Origin of the sequence: Nocardiopsis sp. ATB16-24, from assembly GCF_030271535.1 — a bacterium.
In the GTDB taxonomy this organism is placed as follows: Bacteria; Actinomycetota; Actinomycetes; order Streptosporangiales; family Streptosporangiaceae; genus Nocardiopsis.
This window is the reverse complement of the sequence record NZ_JASCXJ010000001.1, coordinates 236,704-256,409: the sequence shown is the minus strand read 5'-3', so window position 1 is coordinate 256,409 and position 19,706 is coordinate 236,704. Positions and strand designations below refer to the sequence as shown.

Annotated in this window: 14 protein-coding genes, 5 tRNA genes and 2 pseudogenes; 8 read left to right on the top strand and 13 right to left on the bottom strand. The window is 67.9% G+C overall.

Annotated features, from left to right (window positions below; genetic code table 11):
- Positions 1–241: 241 nt before the first annotated feature.
- Complete coding sequence (locus PFX91_RS01115) at positions 242–2,530, bottom strand: phosphodiester glycosidase family protein (RefSeq protein WP_285728729.1); 2,289 nt, start codon at positions 2,528–2,530, stop codon at positions 242–244.
- Positions 2,531–3,414: 884 nt separating this feature from the next.
- Positions 3,415–3,728, bottom strand: a pseudogene (locus tag PFX91_RS23215) (IS982 family transposase); the annotation flags it as partial.
- A gap of 263 nt (positions 3,729–3,991) precedes the next feature.
- On the opposite strand from PFX91_RS23215, the pseudogene PFX91_RS01110 reads away from it, so the two are divergent.
- From PFX91_RS01110 to PFX91_RS01090, 5 genes and pseudogenes are all read left to right on the top strand, one after another.
- Positions 3,992–4,363, top strand: a pseudogene (locus PFX91_RS01110) (YqcI/YcgG family protein); the annotation flags it as partial.
- Positions 4,364–4,407: 44 nt separating this feature from the next.
- Entirely contained in the window at positions 4,408–4,761 is a 354-nt protein-coding gene (locus PFX91_RS01105; RefSeq protein ID WP_285728728.1) for a cupin domain-containing protein, read from the top strand.
- The gene (locus PFX91_RS01100) at positions 4,758–5,984 is read left to right on the top strand and encodes an MFS transporter (RefSeq protein WP_285728727.1); all 1,227 of its coding nucleotides are present in this window, start codon (positions 4,758–4,760) and stop codon (positions 5,982–5,984) included. The genes PFX91_RS01105 and PFX91_RS01100 overlap by 4 nt, the downstream gene beginning before the upstream one ends.
- Entirely contained in the window at positions 5,965–7,224 is a 1,260-nt protein-coding gene (locus PFX91_RS01095) for an ATP-grasp domain-containing protein (RefSeq protein WP_285728726.1), read from the top strand. Before PFX91_RS01100 ends, PFX91_RS01095 begins: the two co-directional genes overlap by 20 nt.
- The gene (locus PFX91_RS01090; RefSeq protein ID WP_285728725.1) at positions 7,214–8,239 is read left to right on the top strand and encodes a flavin reductase family protein; all 1,026 of its coding nucleotides are present in this window, start codon (positions 7,214–7,216) and stop codon (positions 8,237–8,239) included. Before PFX91_RS01095 ends, PFX91_RS01090 begins: the two co-directional genes overlap by 11 nt.
- Before the next feature lie 523 nt (positions 8,240–8,762).
- Here the strand turns inward: PFX91_RS01090 and PFX91_RS01085 are convergent.
- From PFX91_RS01085 to PFX91_RS01065, 5 genes are all read right to left on the bottom strand, one after another.
- A tRNA-Val gene (locus PFX91_RS01085) sits at positions 8,763–8,839 on the bottom strand.
- Between the two features lie 30 nt (positions 8,840–8,869).
- Positions 8,870–8,941 (bottom strand) — tRNA-Cys (locus PFX91_RS01080).
- Positions 8,942–8,988: 47 nt separating this feature from the next.
- Positions 8,989–9,061, bottom strand: a tRNA-Gly gene (locus PFX91_RS01075).
- Positions 9,062–9,132: 71 nt separating this feature from the next.
- Positions 9,133–9,205, bottom strand: a tRNA-Gly gene (locus PFX91_RS01070).
- Positions 9,206–9,345: 140 nt separating this feature from the next.
- On the bottom strand, positions 9,346–9,777 hold the full coding sequence (locus PFX91_RS01065; RefSeq protein WP_285728724.1) for a roadblock/LC7 domain-containing protein: 432 nt from the start codon (positions 9,775–9,777) through the stop codon (positions 9,346–9,348).
- A gap of 374 nt (positions 9,778–10,151) precedes the next feature.
- Here PFX91_RS01065 and PFX91_RS01060 point away from each other — a divergent pair, with 374 nt between their 5' ends.
- On the top strand, positions 10,152–10,994 hold the full coding sequence (locus PFX91_RS01060; protein WP_285728723.1) for an aminotransferase class IV: 843 nt from the start codon (positions 10,152–10,154) through the stop codon (positions 10,992–10,994).
- A gap of 78 nt (positions 10,995–11,072) precedes the next feature.
- Here PFX91_RS01060 and PFX91_RS01055 read toward each other — a convergent pair whose 3' ends face one another.
- Entirely contained in the window at positions 11,073–11,495 is a 423-nt protein-coding gene (locus PFX91_RS01055; protein WP_285728722.1) for an SsgA family sporulation/cell division regulator, read from the bottom strand.
- Between the two features lie 470 nt (positions 11,496–11,965).
- On the opposite strand from PFX91_RS01055, the gene PFX91_RS01050 reads away from it, so the two are divergent.
- Positions 11,966–12,039, top strand: a tRNA-Val gene (locus PFX91_RS01050).
- A gap of 121 nt (positions 12,040–12,160) precedes the next feature.
- Here the strand turns inward: PFX91_RS01050 and PFX91_RS01045 are convergent.
- The gene (locus tag PFX91_RS01045) at positions 12,161–12,454 is read right to left on the bottom strand and encodes a PGPGW domain-containing protein (protein ID WP_285728721.1); all 294 of its coding nucleotides are present in this window, start codon (positions 12,452–12,454) and stop codon (positions 12,161–12,163) included.
- 516 nt (positions 12,455–12,970) lie between these two features.
- Here PFX91_RS01045 and thrS point away from each other — a divergent pair.
- On the top strand, positions 12,971–14,944 hold the full coding sequence (gene thrS, locus PFX91_RS01040; RefSeq protein ID WP_285728720.1) for a threonine--tRNA ligase: 1,974 nt from the start codon (positions 12,971–12,973) through the stop codon (positions 14,942–14,944).
- Between the two features lie 101 nt (positions 14,945–15,045).
- Here the strand turns inward: thrS and PFX91_RS01035 are convergent, their stop codons facing one another.
- From PFX91_RS01035 to PFX91_RS01020, 4 genes are all read right to left on the bottom strand, one after another.
- A complete protein-coding gene (locus PFX91_RS01035; protein ID WP_285728719.1) occupies positions 15,046–15,204 on the bottom strand; it encodes a hypothetical protein in 159 nt (52 codons plus the stop codon).
- Between the two features lie 70 nt (positions 15,205–15,274).
- A complete protein-coding gene (locus tag PFX91_RS01030; protein WP_285728718.1) occupies positions 15,275–15,919 on the bottom strand; it encodes a hypothetical protein in 645 nt (214 codons plus the stop codon).
- Between the two features lie 534 nt (positions 15,920–16,453).
- Entirely contained in the window at positions 16,454–17,611 is a 1,158-nt protein-coding gene (locus tag PFX91_RS01025; RefSeq protein ID WP_285728717.1) for an acyl-CoA dehydrogenase family protein, read from the bottom strand.
- Complete coding sequence (locus tag PFX91_RS01020) at positions 17,608–19,629, bottom strand: acetyl/propionyl/methylcrotonyl-CoA carboxylase subunit alpha (protein WP_285728960.1); 2,022 nt, start codon at positions 19,627–19,629, stop codon at positions 17,608–17,610. Before PFX91_RS01020 ends, PFX91_RS01025 begins: the two co-directional genes overlap by 4 nt.
- Between the last annotated feature and the right edge of the window lie 77 nt (positions 19,630–19,706).

Here is a 19,706-nt window from a genome sequence, read left to right as displayed (position 1 = left end):
GGAAGCGGGCCCGGTCGCATGCTTTGTCGCGCCAGGTATTCCAGGCACCGCGGCGACCCGCTTCCGAAGGTCTCCGTGGTTCAGGGCGTTCCTTGATCACACACGGAAGAAGTGATCGTAAGGGGGCCTCCCGATGGTCACAGGGGGCCTCCTGCGCTCACATGTACGCACTCGCCTCACGCCATGGCGAACCGGAACGGCGTGTCGCCTGTTCCCGCCTCCACCCGTTCCGTCGCGGGGCTCACCCGAGGGAGTGGGGCCGCGTCGCGGTCTCCACGGTGAGGCCGTCGAGCACCACCTCGCCGGAGTAGGCGCGGCTCGGGTCGTCCTCCAGCAGGTACACACGGGAGACCGTGACCGGGTGCACGACACCGTCGGGCACCTCCAGCCGCACCTCGCGCCCGCCCCTCCAGTCGATCGCGGGCCCTTTCAAGGCGTGGCCGACACCGCTGCCGTCGGTGAGACCGAGCATGAGGCGGGCACCGTTGCCGTCGCCGCGCACACCCACCGTGAAAGCGAAGGCCTGGTGGTCGAGGGCGATCGGTGCGGGCGGGTGGACGGAGGCGGTCCGGATGCGGATGTCGCGGGTGAAGTCGTAGGTCAACGCCAGTCCGGGGCCGTCGGAGCCGTCCACGGGGCGCGTCTCGGCCGTGCCGCGCGCGGACCGCGCCGTCCACTCCCGCGCGTCGTCGAAGGTCACCACGGGGGCCGTCCGCGTACCGATGGAGAAGGGGACCTCGGTGCTCACGCCGCCGGCCGTCACCGTGACGGCGCCGTTCCCCTCCTCGGCACGTGGCCGCACCTCGAAGCGGCCGTCGCCTCGGGCCACGACCTCGGCCAGTTCGGGGTCGACCTCGACGTCGGTGTCGACGGGTTCGACGGGCGCCCGAGTCCCCTCCTCCGTGACCCCGGTGAGGACGAAGAAGGCGGTGTCCTCGGACGAGGCCAGCCCCAGACGGCCCGGCACGGCATGAAGCGCGGCCGGAGCGGGCAGCACCTCCAGATCCACGGTGCTCCCGACGCCGCCCGCCCTTCCCGTGACGGTCACCGGGCCGGGAGGCCCCGCCACGAACCGGGGGCCGTCGCCGCCTCCGGTGGGCGCGGACAGCGAGAGTTCGTCGGTGCGGTCGTCGGGGGCGTCGGGCGCACGGGGACCGGACGGTCCGAAGGCCTCGTCGTGCCCGGTCGCGGCGAGGGTACGGCGCATGCCGGTGAACACCCGGCGAGGGTCCTCCTGGGCAGGCGTGGCGGAGCCGTACACGGGACGGGGCTCCAGCGCGGGCCGCAGCCACAGGCCCGTGGTCCGGGCCGACCCCTCGGGCGCCGTGATCACCAGGGCGTCGGGGACCCGCCGGAGGTGGTCGCCGGCACGGTTGCGCAGCACCGGCCGGACGCCCCCGGGTTCGCGGACGAGCAGGGTCGAGGACCCGCCGCCGTCCAGCTCCAGGGCCTCGGTGGCCCCTGCCGAGGCGAGCAGCTCGGCGACCTCGGTGAGCGTGGACCCGGCGGTGACGGGGTTGCGCCCGTCCGTGGACACCACGTGCATGACGTCACCGTCCTCGGAGAACCCGATCGCGGTGCGCGGTGCGCGGGACCGGTCGTCGACGGGGACGGGTTCGCCGTCGCGGACCAGCACGTGCCGCCCGCCCAGGACGAGACGAGGTTCGGCGTCCTCGGCGGTGAGGGCGTGCTCCAGGTCCACCGGGTCGCCCTCGGACAGGGCGGCGATCCGCTCCGCCGCGGAGCCCCGCGCCACCAGGACCTGGTCATCCTCGTCGATCGGGCCGCTACCGGGGGTGTCGCCGACGTGCTCGACCGTGCCCTCGGAGAGGACGACCTCGGCGACGGGAGCGGGATCGGTGTCCCCGGAGGAGGTCCCGGGTGCGTACACCACGTGCGCGCGGGGGTGGTCTCCCCAGTCCGAGGTGTAGAGGCCGACACCGTCCTCGGGGACGGTGGAGGCGTTGAGGACGTCGAGGTCGAGATCGCCCGTGGGCAGGGAGACGGTCCCCTCGAAGGCCACCCGACGCACGCCGCCCGTGCCGTCGGCGTCGATGACCACGGCGTGGGCGAACCCCGCCTCCGGCGAGGTGAGCACGCGCCCGTCGCGCATCCCGGCGCCCAAAGGGACCTGGGTCGCACCGATGTCGAAGAAACCGCCGTTGACCGCGGCGACGACCGTGGAACCCTCCGGAGGCTCGGCCGCGGCCGCCATGTCCTCGACCGTCGCGGGTGAGGTGAGGGCGCCCCCGTCGACGTGCTCGACACCGACCTCCTCGGTGAGGTCGACGGTGAGCAGACCGACGAACTGCGCTTCGCCGCCTCCGGGGCCGGGGACGGGGCCGGACACCAGGTCCACCCCGGTGGCGACCCGCTCCTCCACCGCACCGACGATCCCGGCCGAAGGAGCGACGACGTCGGCCTTCGCCTGGGGCGGCGCGAGCAGGGCCAGGGGTGCGATCAGCACGGCGGCCATGGGCACGGCCGCGAAGTGGACGGGCCCCGAGGGCCTTGGTCGGGACAGGCTCACGGGGCACCCTTTCTGGGGGAGTCGTCCTGGGACGGGAGATGACCCCGGCACGTGGAACGTGCGCATCTCCACGACGGGTCATCCTTCCAGGGTCGACGTGCGCCGGCGGGTGGGGACACGGACATCGGGAGAGGGTTTTCGCGACTCCGCCTCCGTGTCTCGACCGCCGGCCCGAGGGAGAGGACCGGGACAGGACGGACACCGACGGCGCCGTGGACGGGTGGGGAACGGGAGAGGCGCACCTCGGTTCGGCCGGAACGGTGCCGGATCGGGGCTTCGCGCGGGGGCCCGCGCGGGTCGGGGTCCGTGTCAAGGTGGGTTCAGGACCTCGATTTCCCGCTGTCGGTGGACGGCATGGGTGCTGCTGCCTCCATGACGTCGCTCAGCGATGTCGGACACGGTCGTAAGGGTGGCGTGCCGCCAACGGGTGCGCAGGTCGCTGAGCGCTTCGACCGCAAGAAACGCTGGGGAGGCCGGTTGAAAGAACGCGGGCCTCGACAGCGGAGCAATACGACCGAGCATGCCGTTGAAGTACTGGCTGAGCGGCACCATTGAGCCGGAACCAGATGATTCTGATGGCGTATCAGGCGCGCACGGACTTGGGCCGGTGGACCGAGTGTTGGTCCATGACCAGGTGCGCCTTGGTGCTGAAGTCACCTCAGTTCGGTGGACACCTGTGAGCGGGAATTCCACGCGGCCTGTGGTGGCTCCGCGAGCTTGTCGTGAATGGCTCTGACGTGACGGCATTCATACCCGACCGGGCTGATCTGGCCGTTCATGGCATCTCGGCGGGTACGCGGGCGGGTCTTGGGCACTGCGATCTCTTCGTTCGACGGCAAGCTGTCCGGAAGCGGCCACCTGTTCATCGAGCCGAAGCAACATCCATGGAGCGGGTACAGGGTATGTTCGCGTTCGTCCAGTTCCTTGGGATGGGCCAGGGAGAAGGCCGTCACGGCGCCCTCGGCGATGGTGATGAGTACGAGTTCGACCCCCGGTGGAACCGGTGGTGGGAGGTATCGCGCCCGTAGCCGCACGTCTCACTCGGATCGGAGCGTTCCACGGTGGTGCGCGAGGCGCAGCACGGGGCGAGAGTGCCGTCCATCGGCCGCAGTTCGTCGTGCCAGGCGGGGGTGGCCCTGGCTGGCTGTCCGAAGACGATGAAAATCAAGGTACGAGCAAGGAACACGTTGTCGTCCAGATGGACGTAGAGCGCTGACAGAAGGGCTTCCAGATTTGTCTTGACACGCACTGACCTTGCGCCCTTCGCTGTGTCCACGGACCGGTTCAGCGATTTTCCATCAACGGTCTAGGCGAGCCAGATCAGTTCTCATCTCGCATCGTACCTGGTCGGGATTATAGTCCCGGATATCTATCACCTCCCGGTTCGCCGTGATCTACTGCCCCCCGAGACAAAGTCGAGCAAATTAAGGTAACGTAGTAAAAGTTGAGGTCTCCGACCTCGATGACGTCCCGTGGCCGGAAGACATCTCCAGGACCCTGGACGATCCGAAATTCGAGTTCACTTTCAACGGTCAGCCGTTGTTCGTCGTTGTCGACACCGAGCTCCACGAACACCGGATGAGTCGGCGCATGTCCCGCGTGGGCATCACCTTCCAGCTGCGGTTCGTCTTCGATGACATCGCCGAAGGCACTCCGCGAGGGGATGCGGCTCGGACAATGGTCCGCGGGCGCCTCGCGGCCTACGACGCCGTTCCCCTTCCTGAGAACCTAGGCAGTTTCGGTGACGAGAACAACCGCGAATGGAATCAGTACTATCTTGACGACGGAAACACCTCGGACGTGCCGGCGGCCTGCCCCTTCAAGCACTTCTGACCTCTCTATCCTGTCAGTACGAGCCACCTAGAAGAGAGACGACCATGCCTACCCCCACCATTGACTTCGGCAAGCGACTGACTCTCACCGAAGCGATCGATGCCTTTGCTCCCGAGCAGGGCGGCATCGAATTCCAGACTGATCGGGCCGGCAAGATCCACGCCTGGCACAGCCACTCTGTCAAAGAGACTCTCATTGTTCTGAAAGGGCATATGACCCTCGAATGGGACGATGGACCCCCGCAGAACATCGTTGGGAGCGCCGAGGTGGGGCCGGGAGCGGTGATCAACCTCCCTGCGAACACTATCCATCAGTCCACGAGTCATGACGGCGTGTGCCAGTACCTCATCCTTCCCGAGGGTGGCAAAGCAGCCGAGACCCACCACTACGAGTCATGAGAGAACGTCGACGTATCGGACGCGATATCTGGGCGCTGTCCTTCGCCACGTTCATCAACCGGGCCACCGGCTTCCTGGGACTCTTCGCGGCCATCTTCTTCTCCGAGACGGGGATGACCGCGACCACGGTTGCCGTCGCACTTTTGATCGTCGGGGTCGCCGGCGTCGGAGGATCGCTCCTCGGTGGGCAGTTGGCGGACAGGTTCGGCAAAGTCCCGGTGCTTTTGGGAAGCACTCTGATCAACGTGGTGCTTTTCGCGATCCTGGCGATGATCGACTATACGCAGACGTGGTGGGTGGTCGGGATCTCGGCCGTCAGCGTGATGGCCTCACAGGCGTTTGTGGGACCGGCATCGGCGCTTGTCGCTCAATCGACTGACGGGCGTGACCGAGTTACCCGATTCGCGTTCTACCGCATCTTCATCAACGTGGGAAGCATCGTCGCACCTGCGATGGTGGGACTGATCGGACGAGACCACTTCGACACTCTCTTCTGGTTCTCCATGGTCGGATCGGTGATCGTGCCCCTGATCCTGCTCGCGGGTGTCAGACCCCGCCGGCCGGACTCTGGTGCGTCTCCTGGCACTCAGGACACCTCCGAGCAGGATCCCGGAGAGGCTGTTCCACCCACTCCAGGTCTTCGGTGGGTGTTGCTTCTGGTCTACGTGGCGATGGCGTTGACCATGGTGGTCTACGCGCAGCACCAGAGCGCCGTGCCACTGCGGCTGGATACAGAGCCCAACGGCGTGCAGCTCTACTCCTTGCTGCTGATCATCAATCCCGTGATCGTGATCGCCGTGGAATACCCACTCAGCTACGTGACCAAGCGGATGCCCGCACAGGTCGCTCTAGCCCTTGGTGTGGTGATCATGGGTACTGGCATCACCATCACCGGCAGCTTCGCCAGTGTTGCCGTGATCGCCATCGTCGGTTGGGTTCTGTTCTCCATCGGCGAGTGCATCTTCGCTCCCATGTCCAACAGTTACGTGGCGGACCTGTCCACGCAGGCGGACCAGTCTCGTTCCCAAGGACGCCTCGCGGCCTTCCAGTCCGTTGGCGCGGCTCTTGGGCCGGGCATCGGCAGCTGGATGCTCCTCCTCCTCGCCGGCGGCGCGTGGATCGGCTTCCTCGTGCTGACCCTCGTGTCCGCCCTCCTCGTCCTCTTCGCCCGCGCGGCGCACTCAAGTAGTGCTAGGAGACAACGTGTCCGTGCTTCTCGTTGACCCCTTCAGCTCCGGTGTCCACTACCACGGCCTCCTACAGGAAGCCGGTCTCACCTACCACACCATTCGGACCCAGCGCGCTTTGGACAGCGGTCTGTCCACCGGTGAAGCCGTGCCGTCCCTGGTGGTCGACCATGCTGTGGAGGAACAGCTGGACGACATCGTGCGCTTTTGCCGTGACCGCGGCGTCGATGTGGTCATCACAGGCGCCGAGTCCGGGGTGCCGTTGGCTGAGGCGCTCAAAATTCAACTCGGTCTCGCCTCCGGTGCCTTCGAGGACCAAGGACGACGGTTCTGGGACAAGCCCCTTCTTTACGCCACGGTGCGCGATGCCGGGGTGCGAGTGCCCGAGCAGATCGGAGCGTTCACCGCGCACGACGTGGCATCAGGCCGCCATCGTTCCGTGCTCCAAACGGCGGTCTTCCCCGTCGTGGTCAAGCCCGACGTCGGAGCCGGCAGCGTCGGCGTGTGTATCGTCGACACCGTGGAGCAGTGCCTGGAGGCGATCGAATCCATCGTGTCGGCCCCTGGGTTCTTTGGCGGGGAACAGCCCTCTGCGGTCGTCCAGGAGTTCGTCCACGGCCGCGAATACGTCATCGACACCGTTTCGCACGCAGGGGACCACCGCGTCGTCGCGGTCTGTACGTACGACAAACATCCCTCCTCGAACGGCACGATGGTCTACGACCGTCTGCGCTGGCTCGACTGGGAGTCCTCGGAGACCGCCACGCTCACCGCCTACGCACTCGGTGTCCTCCAAGCGCTTGACCACCGCGAAGGCTCCGTGCACATGGAGGCCATCCTCGACAAGGACGGTCCGTGCCTGATCGACCTGGGCGCCCGGCCCCACGGGGCGGGACATCCTCTCAAGACCTACACGCTGACCGGGTCCTCGCAGCTTCACGCGGAAGTCGCCACGGCGGCGGGGCTGGAGGACTCCGTACCGACCGGCTATCAGCTCGGTGCTCACGCAGCGATCGAGTTCCTCAGCCTCGATAAGCCGGCGACGGTCCGGAAAGACGCGAACCCGACCGAGATCCTCGACCAGGACTTCGTACTGTCCGGAGAGGTTCCCGCGCGCCCCGGTACGACCTACCCCGAGACCCACTCACTACTGGATTCCGAGGCGCTGGGCCTGGTGTTCGTCTCGGGAACGGACGACGAGGACGTCATGGTCAACGCCCTGCGGTTACGCCGCTCCTTTGACTCCATGCTGGAAGAGGTCGACCATGCGCGCTGACCCATGGATGGCCGCCACGATCATCCGGCGCGAGCGGTTGACCTCGTCATGCCACATCATTCGCATACGCCCCCAGGGGACCCTGACCAACCTCGTCGCCGGACAAACCGTCAACCTCAGCCTGCAACCGCCACTTGGAGTACGCAGGGTCTCCTCCTTCACCGTCCTCAGTACCCACTCCCACGGTGAGATCAGTCTGCTCATACGATCCACCGGCACCGGCGGCGTCTCCGACGGCCTCATCTCCACACTCGAACCAAGCGACACGATGTGGATGGGGGACTCGATCCCGACCATGACACTTCCCCCGGTTGTCGCGGACAGCGAGATCCTCTGCCTGGTCGCCGGATCGGGAATCTCCATTCTCGGAGGCTTGGCCGAGAATCACACCTTGAGTAACGCGGACATCGTGTTCGTCGGAAGGGAGGAAGACTGCGCGGCGATTCCCCAGGCCCTGACCCAGCATCTGGTCAGTGAGATTCCATCGAACACACCGAGGTCGTGGACCACCTGGAACTCCACGAGCCAAGGGCGCCCCACCGAGGCCGATATCACACGTCTCATCGGTAGCCAGGACCACTACGCAGCCGTGGTCGTCTGTGGCCCTGATGGCTTCTGCCGACTCGTCAAGGAAACGTGCTCGAACATGGGCATCGACGACGAACGCCTTGCCGTCGAGTCGTTCGGAACCGGGAGCGTTCCCAAGGGCGCCTCCACCACATCGCTTGTGGCCACCGCTGTCATCGACCTCTTCGGTCAGACCCACGCGGTCAGCTGGCCTGAGAACGAGAATCTGCTCTCGGCCATGCTCAGCGCCGGACTCGAAGCGCCCTACTCGTGCCGTGCCGGTATCTGCTCCACCTGCCAATGCTCCGTACTCATAGGGGATGCTGAGATGGAAGTGGACTTGGGGTTGTCCGATGAGGAAAAGGCCGCCGGTCTCACGCTTGCGTGCCAACTCCGGCCGGTATCGGGTGCGCTTGCCGTACGTTTCGATTCCGCCACGAACGCCTGAGTCCTACACTGCTCAGTCGCAGGGTGGCGCCGTCGGCGTGTCTTGGAGAACTCACCGGAATCATGCCGGCCGGTTGTTGCCGCGTGGAGAGTCCCACTTCTTCCTTGAGCGGGTTCGAGGGATCGCCGAAACGACATATTGCGATGTGATGGTCACGCGCGGTGGGTGACCGTGTGTGACCATCACTGACCTTGACACCTGGTCGCGGAGGTGTTCTCGGTCGGTACCGACTCCGACGTCGACGATGGCGAGCCCTTGGTGGTCATCCGCCCGAAACGGCTTGGGACGTTCCACGCGCCCTCCACGCGAGGACTCAAAGCTCTCGTGGTGCCACGAGTCCATCGGGGTGGTCGGTGAACACGCGGTGGCGGTGGCACGCGGCCTGTGGCTCTGGCCCGGCGCGTTACCGGAACCGAGGGGCGAGGGCGCCCGGTGACGTCCCGTGTCCCGGCCCAGAGAGGGAGGGACACGACTCAGGGCATGTGCCGGATCGCTCCGGAACATGCCCTGAACTGGTACTACGTGGTGGGCGATACAGGATTCGAACCTGTGACCTCTACCGTGTCAAGGTAGCGCTCTAACCAACTGAGCTAACCGCCCTCATCGGGGGATGAGGTCAAGCCTGACGCGAGGCGGAGACGGGAATCGAACCCGTGTACAGGGATTTGCAGTCCCTTGCCTCAACCACTCGGCCACTCCGCCGGAACGACATGGGGAATCGTCCGATGACACCCATGCGGGCCTCTCCGAGCGGACGACGGGATTCGAACCCGCGACCCTCACCTTGGCAAGGTGATGCTCTACCAACTGAGCCACGTCCGCGTGTGCACCGGGGAAACCCGGAGCCGGAACCGTCCAGCCGTGACCAGGACGGCGGGTCGGAACCGCTTTCGAGCGGACGACGGGATTCGAACCCGCGACCCTCACCTTGGCAAGGTGATGCTCTACCAACTGAGCCACGTCCGCGCGGCGAGGCCGGCGGCTTGCTGATCAAGCGCCGGTCGCTGCGTTAAGAACTCTAGCCGATCCACCGGCCAAGCGTGAAATCGGTGGAGGCGCGCCCCCGCCGTGGCGGGTCCAGGGGACGACCCACCGAGGCGGTGAGGCTACTGCTCCACGTGGGCGGGGGTGGAGGGTATGTCGGGACGGGGCGGGGCCGAGAGGTACTGACCGACCCTCTCGATCACCTTGTTCATCTCGTAGGCGATGAGCCCCACGTCACTGTCGGAGTCCGACATCAGGGCCATGCAGGCCCCCTCGCCGGCCGCGGCCACGAAGAGGAAGGCACGATCCATCTCGATGATGCTCTGGCGGATGCCTCCGGCCGAGAACTGTTTGCTCGCTCCACCCGCGAGGCTGTGCAGCCCCGAGGCGATCGCGGACAGATGCTCGGCGGCGGGACGATCCAGGCCGCTGGAGGTGGCCATCAGAAGGCCGTCGGTGGACAGGACGATGGCGTGTTGTGTACCGGAGGCCCGGGTGAGGAGGTCGTCCAGCAGCCAGCTGAGCTCTCCGCGGGCGGTACTCGGTGAGGTCATGTCTCTCTTTGCTCTGTCCGTGGGCGTGATCGGGGACACGTACGTCGGGGGCACCGGCCTTCTGGGGGAGAGGGAACGGCCGGCTGTCATCGGTCCCGCATAAGCGTTGCCCAGATGATAGTCATTCGTAACTTATCTGTCCGGCCGCCACAGCGTGTTCCGGCCGGATCGCCTCCCTGGTCAAAGCCTGTGACCAGTCGCGATGACATGGTGATCATGCCGCATGTACTGGGAGAACGGCCGGTGCCGGTCAGGGGCCTTGCCAACTTCCGGGATGGCGGGTAACGGGAGGAGGAGGCCGGGAGCCCGGACGAGGTGGCAGGATCGGGGTGACACCGGCCCGACCTGGGCGATCGAGAACGTGGGAGTGGGACATGAAGGTGTGGATCGCGGGTGCCGGGTACGGCCGCGGCACCGTCGTCGACGCTGACGAGGCGCGTATCCCCGTGCTGGACCACGGGATCACGGTGGGAGACGGGGTCTTCGAGACGGTGCGGGCCCAGGAGGGCCGTCCGTTCGCCCTCACCCGCCATCTGAAGCGGTTGGCCCGCTCCGCCGAGGGCCTGGGGATGGCCGAACCCGATCTGGATCTGCTCGCCGACGGCGTCGCCCGGGCCGTCGCGGCCAACCCCGACCTGACCGACGCACGGGTGCGCATCACGGTGACCGACGGCATCGGCCCCCTGGGCTCGGACCGCTCCCCGGGAGAACAGACCGCCATCGTGGCCCTGGCGCCCTTCCCCGGCATCGCCCCGCACACCGACGTGGCCCTCGCTCCCTGGCCCCGCAACGAGTTCGGGGTCCTCACCGGGCTCAAGACCACCTCCTACGCCGGGAACGTGCGCGCCCTGGCCTACGCGAGGAAGCGGGGCGCCGGCGAGGCGATCTTCGGCAACACCAGCGGCAACCTGTGCGAGGGCACCGGCAGCAACGTCTTCGTGGTGCTGGACGGCAGGCTGGTCACCCCACCGCTGTCGGCGGGGCCGCTGGCCGGCATCACCCGGGAGCTCGTCCTGGAATGGTACGGAGGCGAGGAGGAGGACGTTCCCATGGAGCGCCTTCCCGAGATCACCGAGGCCTTCCTGACCTCCACGGGCCGTGACGTGCAGCCGATCCTGCACATCGACGACCGGGAGATCTCCAAGGAACCGGGTCCGGTCACGGTCGAGGCCATGAAGGTGTTCGCGGAGCGCTCCGCCGCCGACATCGATCCCTGACCGGCGAGGGGCGGAGACGACCGAGGGGGCGACGCGCCCGCGTCGCCCCCTCGATGTGGGGAATGCCCGATCGTGTGCTCAGGAGTAGAGGTGCTGCTGGATCTCCGCGTCGAGGTCGATGAACCGACCCTCCTGGCCGGCGGGCACGATCTCGTAGGTCCTGTGCAGGAACTCGGCCAGAGGGGCGACCTGGGTGTCGAACTCGGCCTGTCCGAAGGGGGAGGACAGGACGATGCTCACGGTGCGCTCGCCGTTCTCGTCCTTGGAGGGCCACACACGGACGTCGCCCTCGCCGACCGGGCGCACGATGCCGACGGTGAGGAGCTCACGAGCGAAGATCCACTCGACGGGACTGTCCTCGCCGGTGTTGAAGGTGACCCGGATGGCATAGGGGTCGTCAGCGCTGTAGTCGAGTCGCGCGACCAAGGGGACCGCCGTGCGTTCGGGCACCACGAGTCGCAGGCCCAGCTCGGCGGTGGCAGTGGTGTCGCTACTGTTCATGTTCGCCAAACCTTTTCTCGTCCGCCCTTGCTGTCGCGGCGCGGGTCGGTTGCCGTCTCACCTGGCTCCAACGCGGCTTCCCGCAGGACATGACGTGAGTACGGAGGCTTTCTTGGTGGGTGGGACCGGAGGTCTCGCTGCCCGCCCAGCGGAAGCAGCGCGCCGCGGCGCGGCTCCACGATCCTTCGTCACTGTAATGACCAGGAGAAACCAAAGATTTCCCAATGTCGAGTGTCCCGCGTCACGCGGAGGCGGTGTAGGGGCGATCCTCGGCGGGGCCATGAAGGCTGGAACTCCTTATCACTGGGGGGTTCGCGGCCCGAAGCGGACACTCAAGCGAACCTCCCGAAAAGGTAATGTGACCTCGAACACAGCATAGAGGGGTGGTCGGGGGGTCGTGTGCGCCGACCACCCCCGAACATGCGCTAGAGTCTTTCTTGTCCGAACGACGGAGCGGACGGAAGCACGCGGGGCGATTAGCTCAGTTGGCTAGAGCGCGTCGTTCACACCGACGAGGTCACTGGTTCGAGTCCAGTATCGCCCACAGGACGAAGGGTCGGGTCCACATCACGTGGATCCGACCCTTTCTTCGTCTCCACGGTCTTGGGAAGGGCTCGGCGAGCACGGCCCTCAGAGGCACGGGATCGCCCCGCGGCCTGCCCGGTCTACTCGGAGGTCGGCGGCCGACGTCGTGCGGCCCTGCGCTCACGTGAGCGCCGGAGGAGATCGTTCTTGAGTCGCACGCCGTACCGCTCCGCGCGGTGGAACCAGATCTGCGCGGGCCGTACCAGCCGTCGCGCCCAACAGAACTCGGTGCTGAGGATCACCAGCCCCAGGAGCGCCGCGGCCACACCGGGCCCGGGGGTCACCATCATCACGAGTCCGGCGAGCAGCACGAGGGTGCCGACGACGCCCACGACGAGGCGCCAGGGCAGGCGCAGGACAGGATGGGCGTGCATGCGCCTGCGGAACAGGCGGAGTCTCGCCCGGAGCCGCCGCCACCTGCGTACACGGGTGATGCGACCAGGGGATGTCTCCGGGGCCGGCGGGCCGTGAGGTGGGCTCGGTGACATGCGCTCACAGTATTCGGTCGAAGCGGGTGGGTGCATTCGGGTCGACTGGGGGCGGTCGTCGGGCGTCTGCTGATTCTCACTGATCCCGGTGCGAGGAGCAATGGTCCTTCGCGAAGCTGTGGACGACTTCTGAAAAGGCGACTTTCCAGGGCAGACCAGACCTCCACCTCCCCTTCTTCCCTGTCTCCTGCTCTTCATTCGGACGCCTTGCCGATGACCGGCCCTCAGTCCGAATCCCCGTCTCCCGCGAGGAGACCATGCCGACGGCGGGGCCGGCCGACCTGGGGTTGAGCGGGGCGGGCCCGGCCGGGAGCCGATAGCATCGAAGGCGAACGCCCGACCTCCCGTACGGGGCGGTCGCCCGCGCCTTCGACAGCGATCCACGTCTTTCTAGGAGTCACCGTGTCCGCCGCGCCTGAGCTGCACATCACCCTCGCCGGAACCCAGCGTGCGGTGGCGGCCACCACTACGGCGGGTCAGGCTCTGGAAGCCGACGGCAGGACCGTCATCGCGGCACTGGTCAACGGCGAGCCGCGCGACCTCTTCTGGGAACTGGGCGAGGGCGACACCGTCGAGCCGATCACCATCGACTCCGAGGAGGGTCGGGCGATCCTGCGCCACTCCACCGCGCACGTCCTGGCCCAGGCCGTGCAGGAGCTCTTCCCCGAGGCCAAGCTGGGCATCGGCCCGCCCATCGAGAACGGCTTCTACTACGACTTCGACGTCGCCGAGCCCTTCACCCCCGCCGACCTGAAGAGCATCGAGAAGAAGATGCAGCAGATCATCAAGCAAGGGCAGCGTTTCGACCGTCGGGTCGTCTCCGACGAGGAGGCCCGCGCCGAACTGGCCACCGAGCCCTACAAACTGGAGCTGATCGGCCTCAAGGGCGGGGCCGGGGAGGCCGCCGAGGGTGCGGGCGTGGAGGTCGGCGCCGACGAGCTGACCATCTACGACAACATCCACCCGCGTACCGGAGAGCTGTGCTGGAAGGACCTGTGCCGTGGGCCGCACCTGCCCAGCACCAGGGTGATCCCGGCCTTCAAGCTCATGCGCGTGGCCGCGGCCTACTGGCGCGGGAAGGAGACCAACCCGCAGCTACAGCGGATCTATGGCACCGCGTGGGAGGACAAGGACTCGCTGAAGTCCTACCTGACCTTCCTGGAGGAGGCCGAGAAGCGCGACCACCGCAAGCTCGGCGCCGAACTCGACCTGTTCTCCATCCCCGACGAGATCGGTTCCGGTCTGGCGGTCTTCCACCCCAAGGGCGGCGTCATCCGTCGGGTGATGGAGGACTACTCCCGCAAGCGCCACGAGGAGAGCGGGTACGAGTTCGTCTACACCCCGCACGCCACCAAGAGCACCCTGTTCGAGAAGTCCCAGCACCTGAGCTGGTACGCGGAGGGCATGTACCCCCCGATGCAGCTCGACGGCGGCCAGGACTACTACCTCAAGCCGATGAACTGCCCGATGCACAACCTGATCTTCGACGCGCGCGGGCGCTCCTACCGTGAGCTCCCCCTGCGCCTGTTCGAGTTCGGCACCGTGTACCGGTACGAGAAGTCGGGTGTGGTGCACGGGCTGACCCGCGCCCGCGGCTTCACCCAGGACGACGCGCACATCTACTGCACCAAGGAGCAGATGGCCGGTGAGCTCGACTCGCTACTGACCTTCGTGCTCGACCTGCTGCGCGACTACGGCCTGGAGGACTTCTACCTGGAACTGTCCACCAAGGACCCGGAGAAGTACGTCGGTGGCGACGAGGTCTGGGAGGAGGCCACCGCCGTCCTGCGCCAGGCCGCGGAGAAGCAGGGCCTGGAACTGGTCCTGGACCCGGGCGGCGCCGCGTTCTACGGACCGAAGATCTCCGTGCAGGCCAAGGACGCCATCGGCCGTACCTGGCAGATGTCCACCATCCAGCTGGACTTCAACCTGCCCGAGCTGTTCGACCTGGAGTACACCGCGGCCGACGGTTCACGCCGACGCCCGGTGATGATCCACCGCGCCCTGTTCGGCTCCATCGAGCGGTTCTTCGCCGTTCTGCTGGAGCACTACGCGGGCGCGTTCCCGGCCTGGTTGTCCCCGGTCCAGGTGGTCGGTATCCCGATCGCCGACGAGCACGTGCCCTACCTGCGCGAGGTCGCCGCCAAGCTGCGCGCCGAGGGCGTCCGCGTCGAGGTGGACGCCGGAGACGACCGCATGCAGAAGAAGATCCGCAACGCCCAGAAGCAGAAGGTGCCCTTCATGCTGCTGGCCGGCGACGAGGACATCGGCAAGAACGCGGTGTCCTTCCGCTACAGGGACGGTTCCCAGAACAACGGTGTGCCGGTCGACGAGGCCGTCTCCCAGATCGTGGAGGCCATCCGCGAGCGGCGCTGACCCCGGGCCGGCTCCGGCGCGGTGACGCGGTGCCCGAGGCACCATGTGAGATGACGAGGAAGGCGCCCACCCGGGGATCGGGTGGGCGCCTCCTTTCCGCTTCAGCGGCCCTCGTCCTTGCTCGTGTCCTCGTCGTCGTCGCGGAACAGCTCCGCGCGGGAGATGCGGTGGGTGGCGTTGGGGTCGGGGGTCGTGTCCTCGTCGTCGTCGCGGAACAGTTCCGCGCGGGAGATGCGGTGGGTGGCGTTGGGGTCGCTCATGAGGGTGTTACTCCTTGTTGCTACGGGGCAAGCGGGATCCTATCCGCCTCCGCTCGGGGCGTGAGGCGGATCAAAGGTCCGAGGTACGCCGCTTCCAGGCGTCCACGGGGATCCGTTCCACGAGGTCGATGAGGTAGTCGGCGGCGGTCAGGGCGCGGTCGGGGTCCAACCGCATGGCGGCCCAGGTCAGGACGTAGTCCCCACTGAAGCGTATGGGCAGGGAGCGGGACCGGGGGTCGTGCAGCATCCACGTGGTGACCGTGCCGTCGAGCACGGCCTCGGTGAACTCCGGATCGCTGCCCGTAGCGTGAAAGGCGTCGCCGAAGGCGTCCTCGGAGACGTTCGGGTCGCGCCTGTGCAGAATTTGCAGTTCGGCGTTGTGACCGGGGGTGCGCACGGCCACGATCCTGTGGGTACGCCGGTCCTTGTCCGTGCCCCTGCCGACGGTGTGCGTCTGCTCGAAGGCGATCACCGGGTGCCGGCCACGGCGTCCGGCGAGCACGTGGCGGCTACGGGAGTGCGGGCCGACGGTGGAGCGGGGGAGCGTGCTCTCCCCCAGCGGGTGCGGAAGGTGGTCGGTGTAGGTCCAACCGTGTGCGCGGGCCCAGCCGCGTAACGCGGCGGCCCGCTCCTTACGGAAGTGCGCGGCGACCGCGATCGCGCCGGCCGACACGACGACGGCGACCAACGCGATCGTGGGCAGGGCGCCTTCCATCCGGTGTCTCCTCCGGGCGGGGGATGTGGGAGTGGCCGTGGATCCGTGACGGACCAGCATGCGCGGAGCACAGAAGCAAGAGGTCCACGCCGTCCTTACGGACCCATTCTGTTCCGATTGCGGAAACTTGTCACCCCTCACCATCGTGCCCCGAGGGGGTCGGGGAGGTGAGGGGATGGTCACGACGCCCGTCCCGTTCGCCCGGGTCGTGTGACTCGGGGCCGTCACGGAGCCCCGTGCGCGGCCACCACCTGGGAGAACGCGTCCCTCCTCCGCCTTCGCCCGTCGTTTGCGCATCGTGCGGCACAGGGGTTTCCCGGCCAAGGGCGAACCTTGGGTGGTGGATCGGGCGCGAAGGGTGAGAACGTGTCCGGAACCGGCCACGAGCTCGGAAACCGACGTCGAGGGGGAGGACGGCGGTCGGGAAGGGGACGCGTCATCGCGGTGGAAGGTCCTCGTGTACCGCGGCAGTGCACACGGGGGCCTCGGGTGGGGAGGGTCCCCGGCGGCACGACCGGGGACCCCTCCCTCCGGTCAGGCGGGCAGACCCAGTTCGCGCGCGATGAGCATCTTCTGCACCTCGCTGGTGCCCTCGCCGATCTCCAGGATCTTGGCGTCGCGGTAGAAGCGGCCCACGGGGTAGTCGTTCATGAACCCGTATCCGCCGAACACCTGGGTGGCGTCACGCGCGTTGTCCATGGCGGCGTTGGAGGCCACCAGCTTGGCGACCGCCGCCTCCTTCTTGAACGGCTCTCCCGCCAGCATCCGTGAGGCCGCGTCGTAGTAGGCCAACCGCGCGGTGTGCGCACGGGCCTCCATCTCGGCGATCTTGAACTGGATCGCCTGGTAACCCCCGATGGGGTTACCGAAGGCGTGCCGTTCGTGGGCGTAGCGCACGCTCTCGTCCACGCAGCCCTGGGCCAGGCCCACCGACAGCGCCGCGATGGCGATGCGCCCCTCGTCCAGGATCCGCAGGAACTGTGCGTACCCGCGCCCGCGCTCACCGACGAGGTTGGTCTCGGGGACCCGGCAGTCCTCGAACACCAGCTCGTTGGTGTCGGAGGCGTTCCACCCCACCTTCGAGTACTTCTGGCCCACCGAGAACCCCGGTGTACCCGTGGGGACCAGGATCGAGGAGATCTCCGGACGCCCGTCCTCACGCTTGCCGGTCACGGCGGTCACGGTCACCAGGGCGGTGATGTCCGTGCCCGAGTTGGTGATGAAGGATTTCGTTCCGTTGATCACCCACTGGCCGTCCTCCAACCGGGCGGTGGTCTTGGTGGCGCCCGCGTCGGACCCGCCGTCCGGCTCGGTCAGGCCGAACGCCCCCAGGGCCTCGCCCGAACACAGCCGGGGCAGGTAGGTCTTCTTCTGCTCCTCCGTGCCGAACCGGAAGATCGGCATCGCACCCAGCGACACCCCGGCCTCCAGGGTGATGGCCACCGAGGAGTCCACCCGTGCCAGCTCCTCCAACGCCAGGCACAGCGCGAAGTAGTCACCGCCCATCCCCCCGTGCTCCTCGGGGAAGGGAAGCCCGAACAGGCCCATGCGGCCCATCTTGGCGATGATCTCGTACGGGAAGGCCTCCCGCTCGTAGTAGTCGCCGATGACCGGGGCGACCTCGCTGCGGGCGAACTCCTCCACGGCGGCCCGCAGGTCGGCGTGCTCGGTGGAGAGTTGGTGACGGTTCATCGCTGGATCTCCTCGCTGGTGGCGGGATCGGACGCGCCCTGTGTGCCGGCGCTCTCGTCCTGGAAGGGTTCGACGGTGACCAGGACGGCGTCCATGGGTACGGACGCGCCCGGACGCACCGCCACGTTCGTGACGGTCCCGTCGACGGGTGAGGTGACGGAGTGTTCCATCTTCATGGCCTCGACGACGGCGAGCGGGCTGCCCGCCTCCACCTTCTGCCCCACCGTCACCGGGACGGCGAGCACCGTACCGGGCATGGGGCTGCGCACGGTCCCGTCGGCGGCGGCGTCGCTCTCGCGCAGAGCGGAGGCGACGGGCTCCTCGTGCAGAACCCACGCGGTGCCCTCGTTCCCCAGCCACCGGTGCGCGGTGGCCGCGTCGTGGGCACGCGTGTAGGTGCGGGTCCGGCCCGCGTGGGTGACCGTGAGCCGGGAGCCGTCGGGGGAGCGACGGGCGTGGGCGGCGACGGGTCGCTCCGCCTCCGAGGAGACCTCGGAGGCGGGCCCCTCCAGACGCACCAGGTACGACCCGGGCGCGCCGTCGCGGCGTACGTGCACGACGGCGGAGTCGTGCCGGGGCGCACGCAGCCGCCATGGCGTCCACGCCGGGTCGCCCATCCTCCACCCGTCGGGGACGGAGAAGCGGTCCGCGCGGGCGGGTCCCTCCAGGTCCAGCTGGTGGTCCAGGGCCGCCGCCACGTACACGTGCTCGGGGACGTTCTCCGGTGCGGGCTCGGGCGGGGAGGACTCGATCAGGTCGGTGCTCAGATCACCGGACACCACACGCGGGTGGCGCAGCAGGCGGCGCAGGAACGCGGTGTTGGTGACGCACCCCAGCAGCAGGTGGTCGGCCAGGGCCGCGTCCATCCGGCGTAGTGCCTCGGCGCGGTCCGGCCCCCAGGTGATCACCTTGGCCAACATCGGGTCGAAGGAGGAGGTGACCTCGCCGCCCACGGCGATGCCGGAGTCCACCCGGACCCCCGCCGGCTCGGTCAGCGCCAGGATCGGGCCCCCGGTGGGCAGGAAGCCCCGATCGGCGTCCTCGGCGTAGATCCGTGACTCCACCGCGTGCCCCTGCCAGGACACGTCCTGTTGGGCGAAGGGCAGCGGTTCGCCCAGGGCCACCCGCACCTGGAGTTCGACCAGGTCGATGCCGCGCTTTCCGCGCAGGGCCACGACCTCCTCGGTGACGGGGTGTTCCACCTGGAGGCGGGTGTTCATCTCCAGGAACGAGAAGGACAGTTCGCCGTCCGTCCCCGTCTCGGCGATGAACTCCACCGTGCCCGCGCCCACGTACCCGCATGAGCGGGCCGCGGCGACGGCGGCCTCGCCCATCGTCGTGCGCTGGGCGTCGGTGAGCAGAGGGGAGGGAGCCTCCTCCACCACCTTCTGGTGGCGGCGTTGCAGGCTGCACTCGCGCTCGCCCAAGTGGACGACGTTGCCCTGCGCGTCGGCCAGGACCTGAACCTCGATGTGCCTGGGCCGTCGCACCAGCCGTTCCACGAGCAGGGTGGAGTCGCCGAAGGCCGCCAGGGCCTCCCGACGCGCGGCGGCGGCGTGGGTGAGCAGTTCCTCGGCCGTGTGCACCGCGCGCATGCCCTTGCCGCCGCCCCCCGCGGAGGGCTTGATGAGCAGGGGGTAGCCGGTTTCGGCGGCGGCGTCGAGCAACTCCTCGTCGTTCAGCGGTCGGCCGGGTTCTTCGGTGAATCCGCCCAGGACGGGTACGCCCGCGGCGGCCACCGTGTCCTTGGCGCGGATCTTGTCGCCCATCGCCTCGATGGCCGGGGCGGGAGGACCGATGAAGACCAGTCCGGCATCGGCGCAGGCTCGGGCGAAGTCGGCGTTCTCGGAGAGGAAGCCGTAGCCGGGGTGGACCATGGTGGCGCCGCCCTCCAGGGCGGCGGCCACGATCGCGTCGGAGTCGAGATAGGACTCGACCCGCAGCGCCAGGTCGGCGGCCAGGGTGTGCGGGGAGTCGGCGTCGGCGTCGGTGTACACCGCGACCGAGCCGATCCCCATGCGGTTCAGGGTGCGCAGGATCCGCAGCGCGATCTCGCCCCGGTTGGCGACGAGCACCGTCGCGGGGGGCAGTGGTC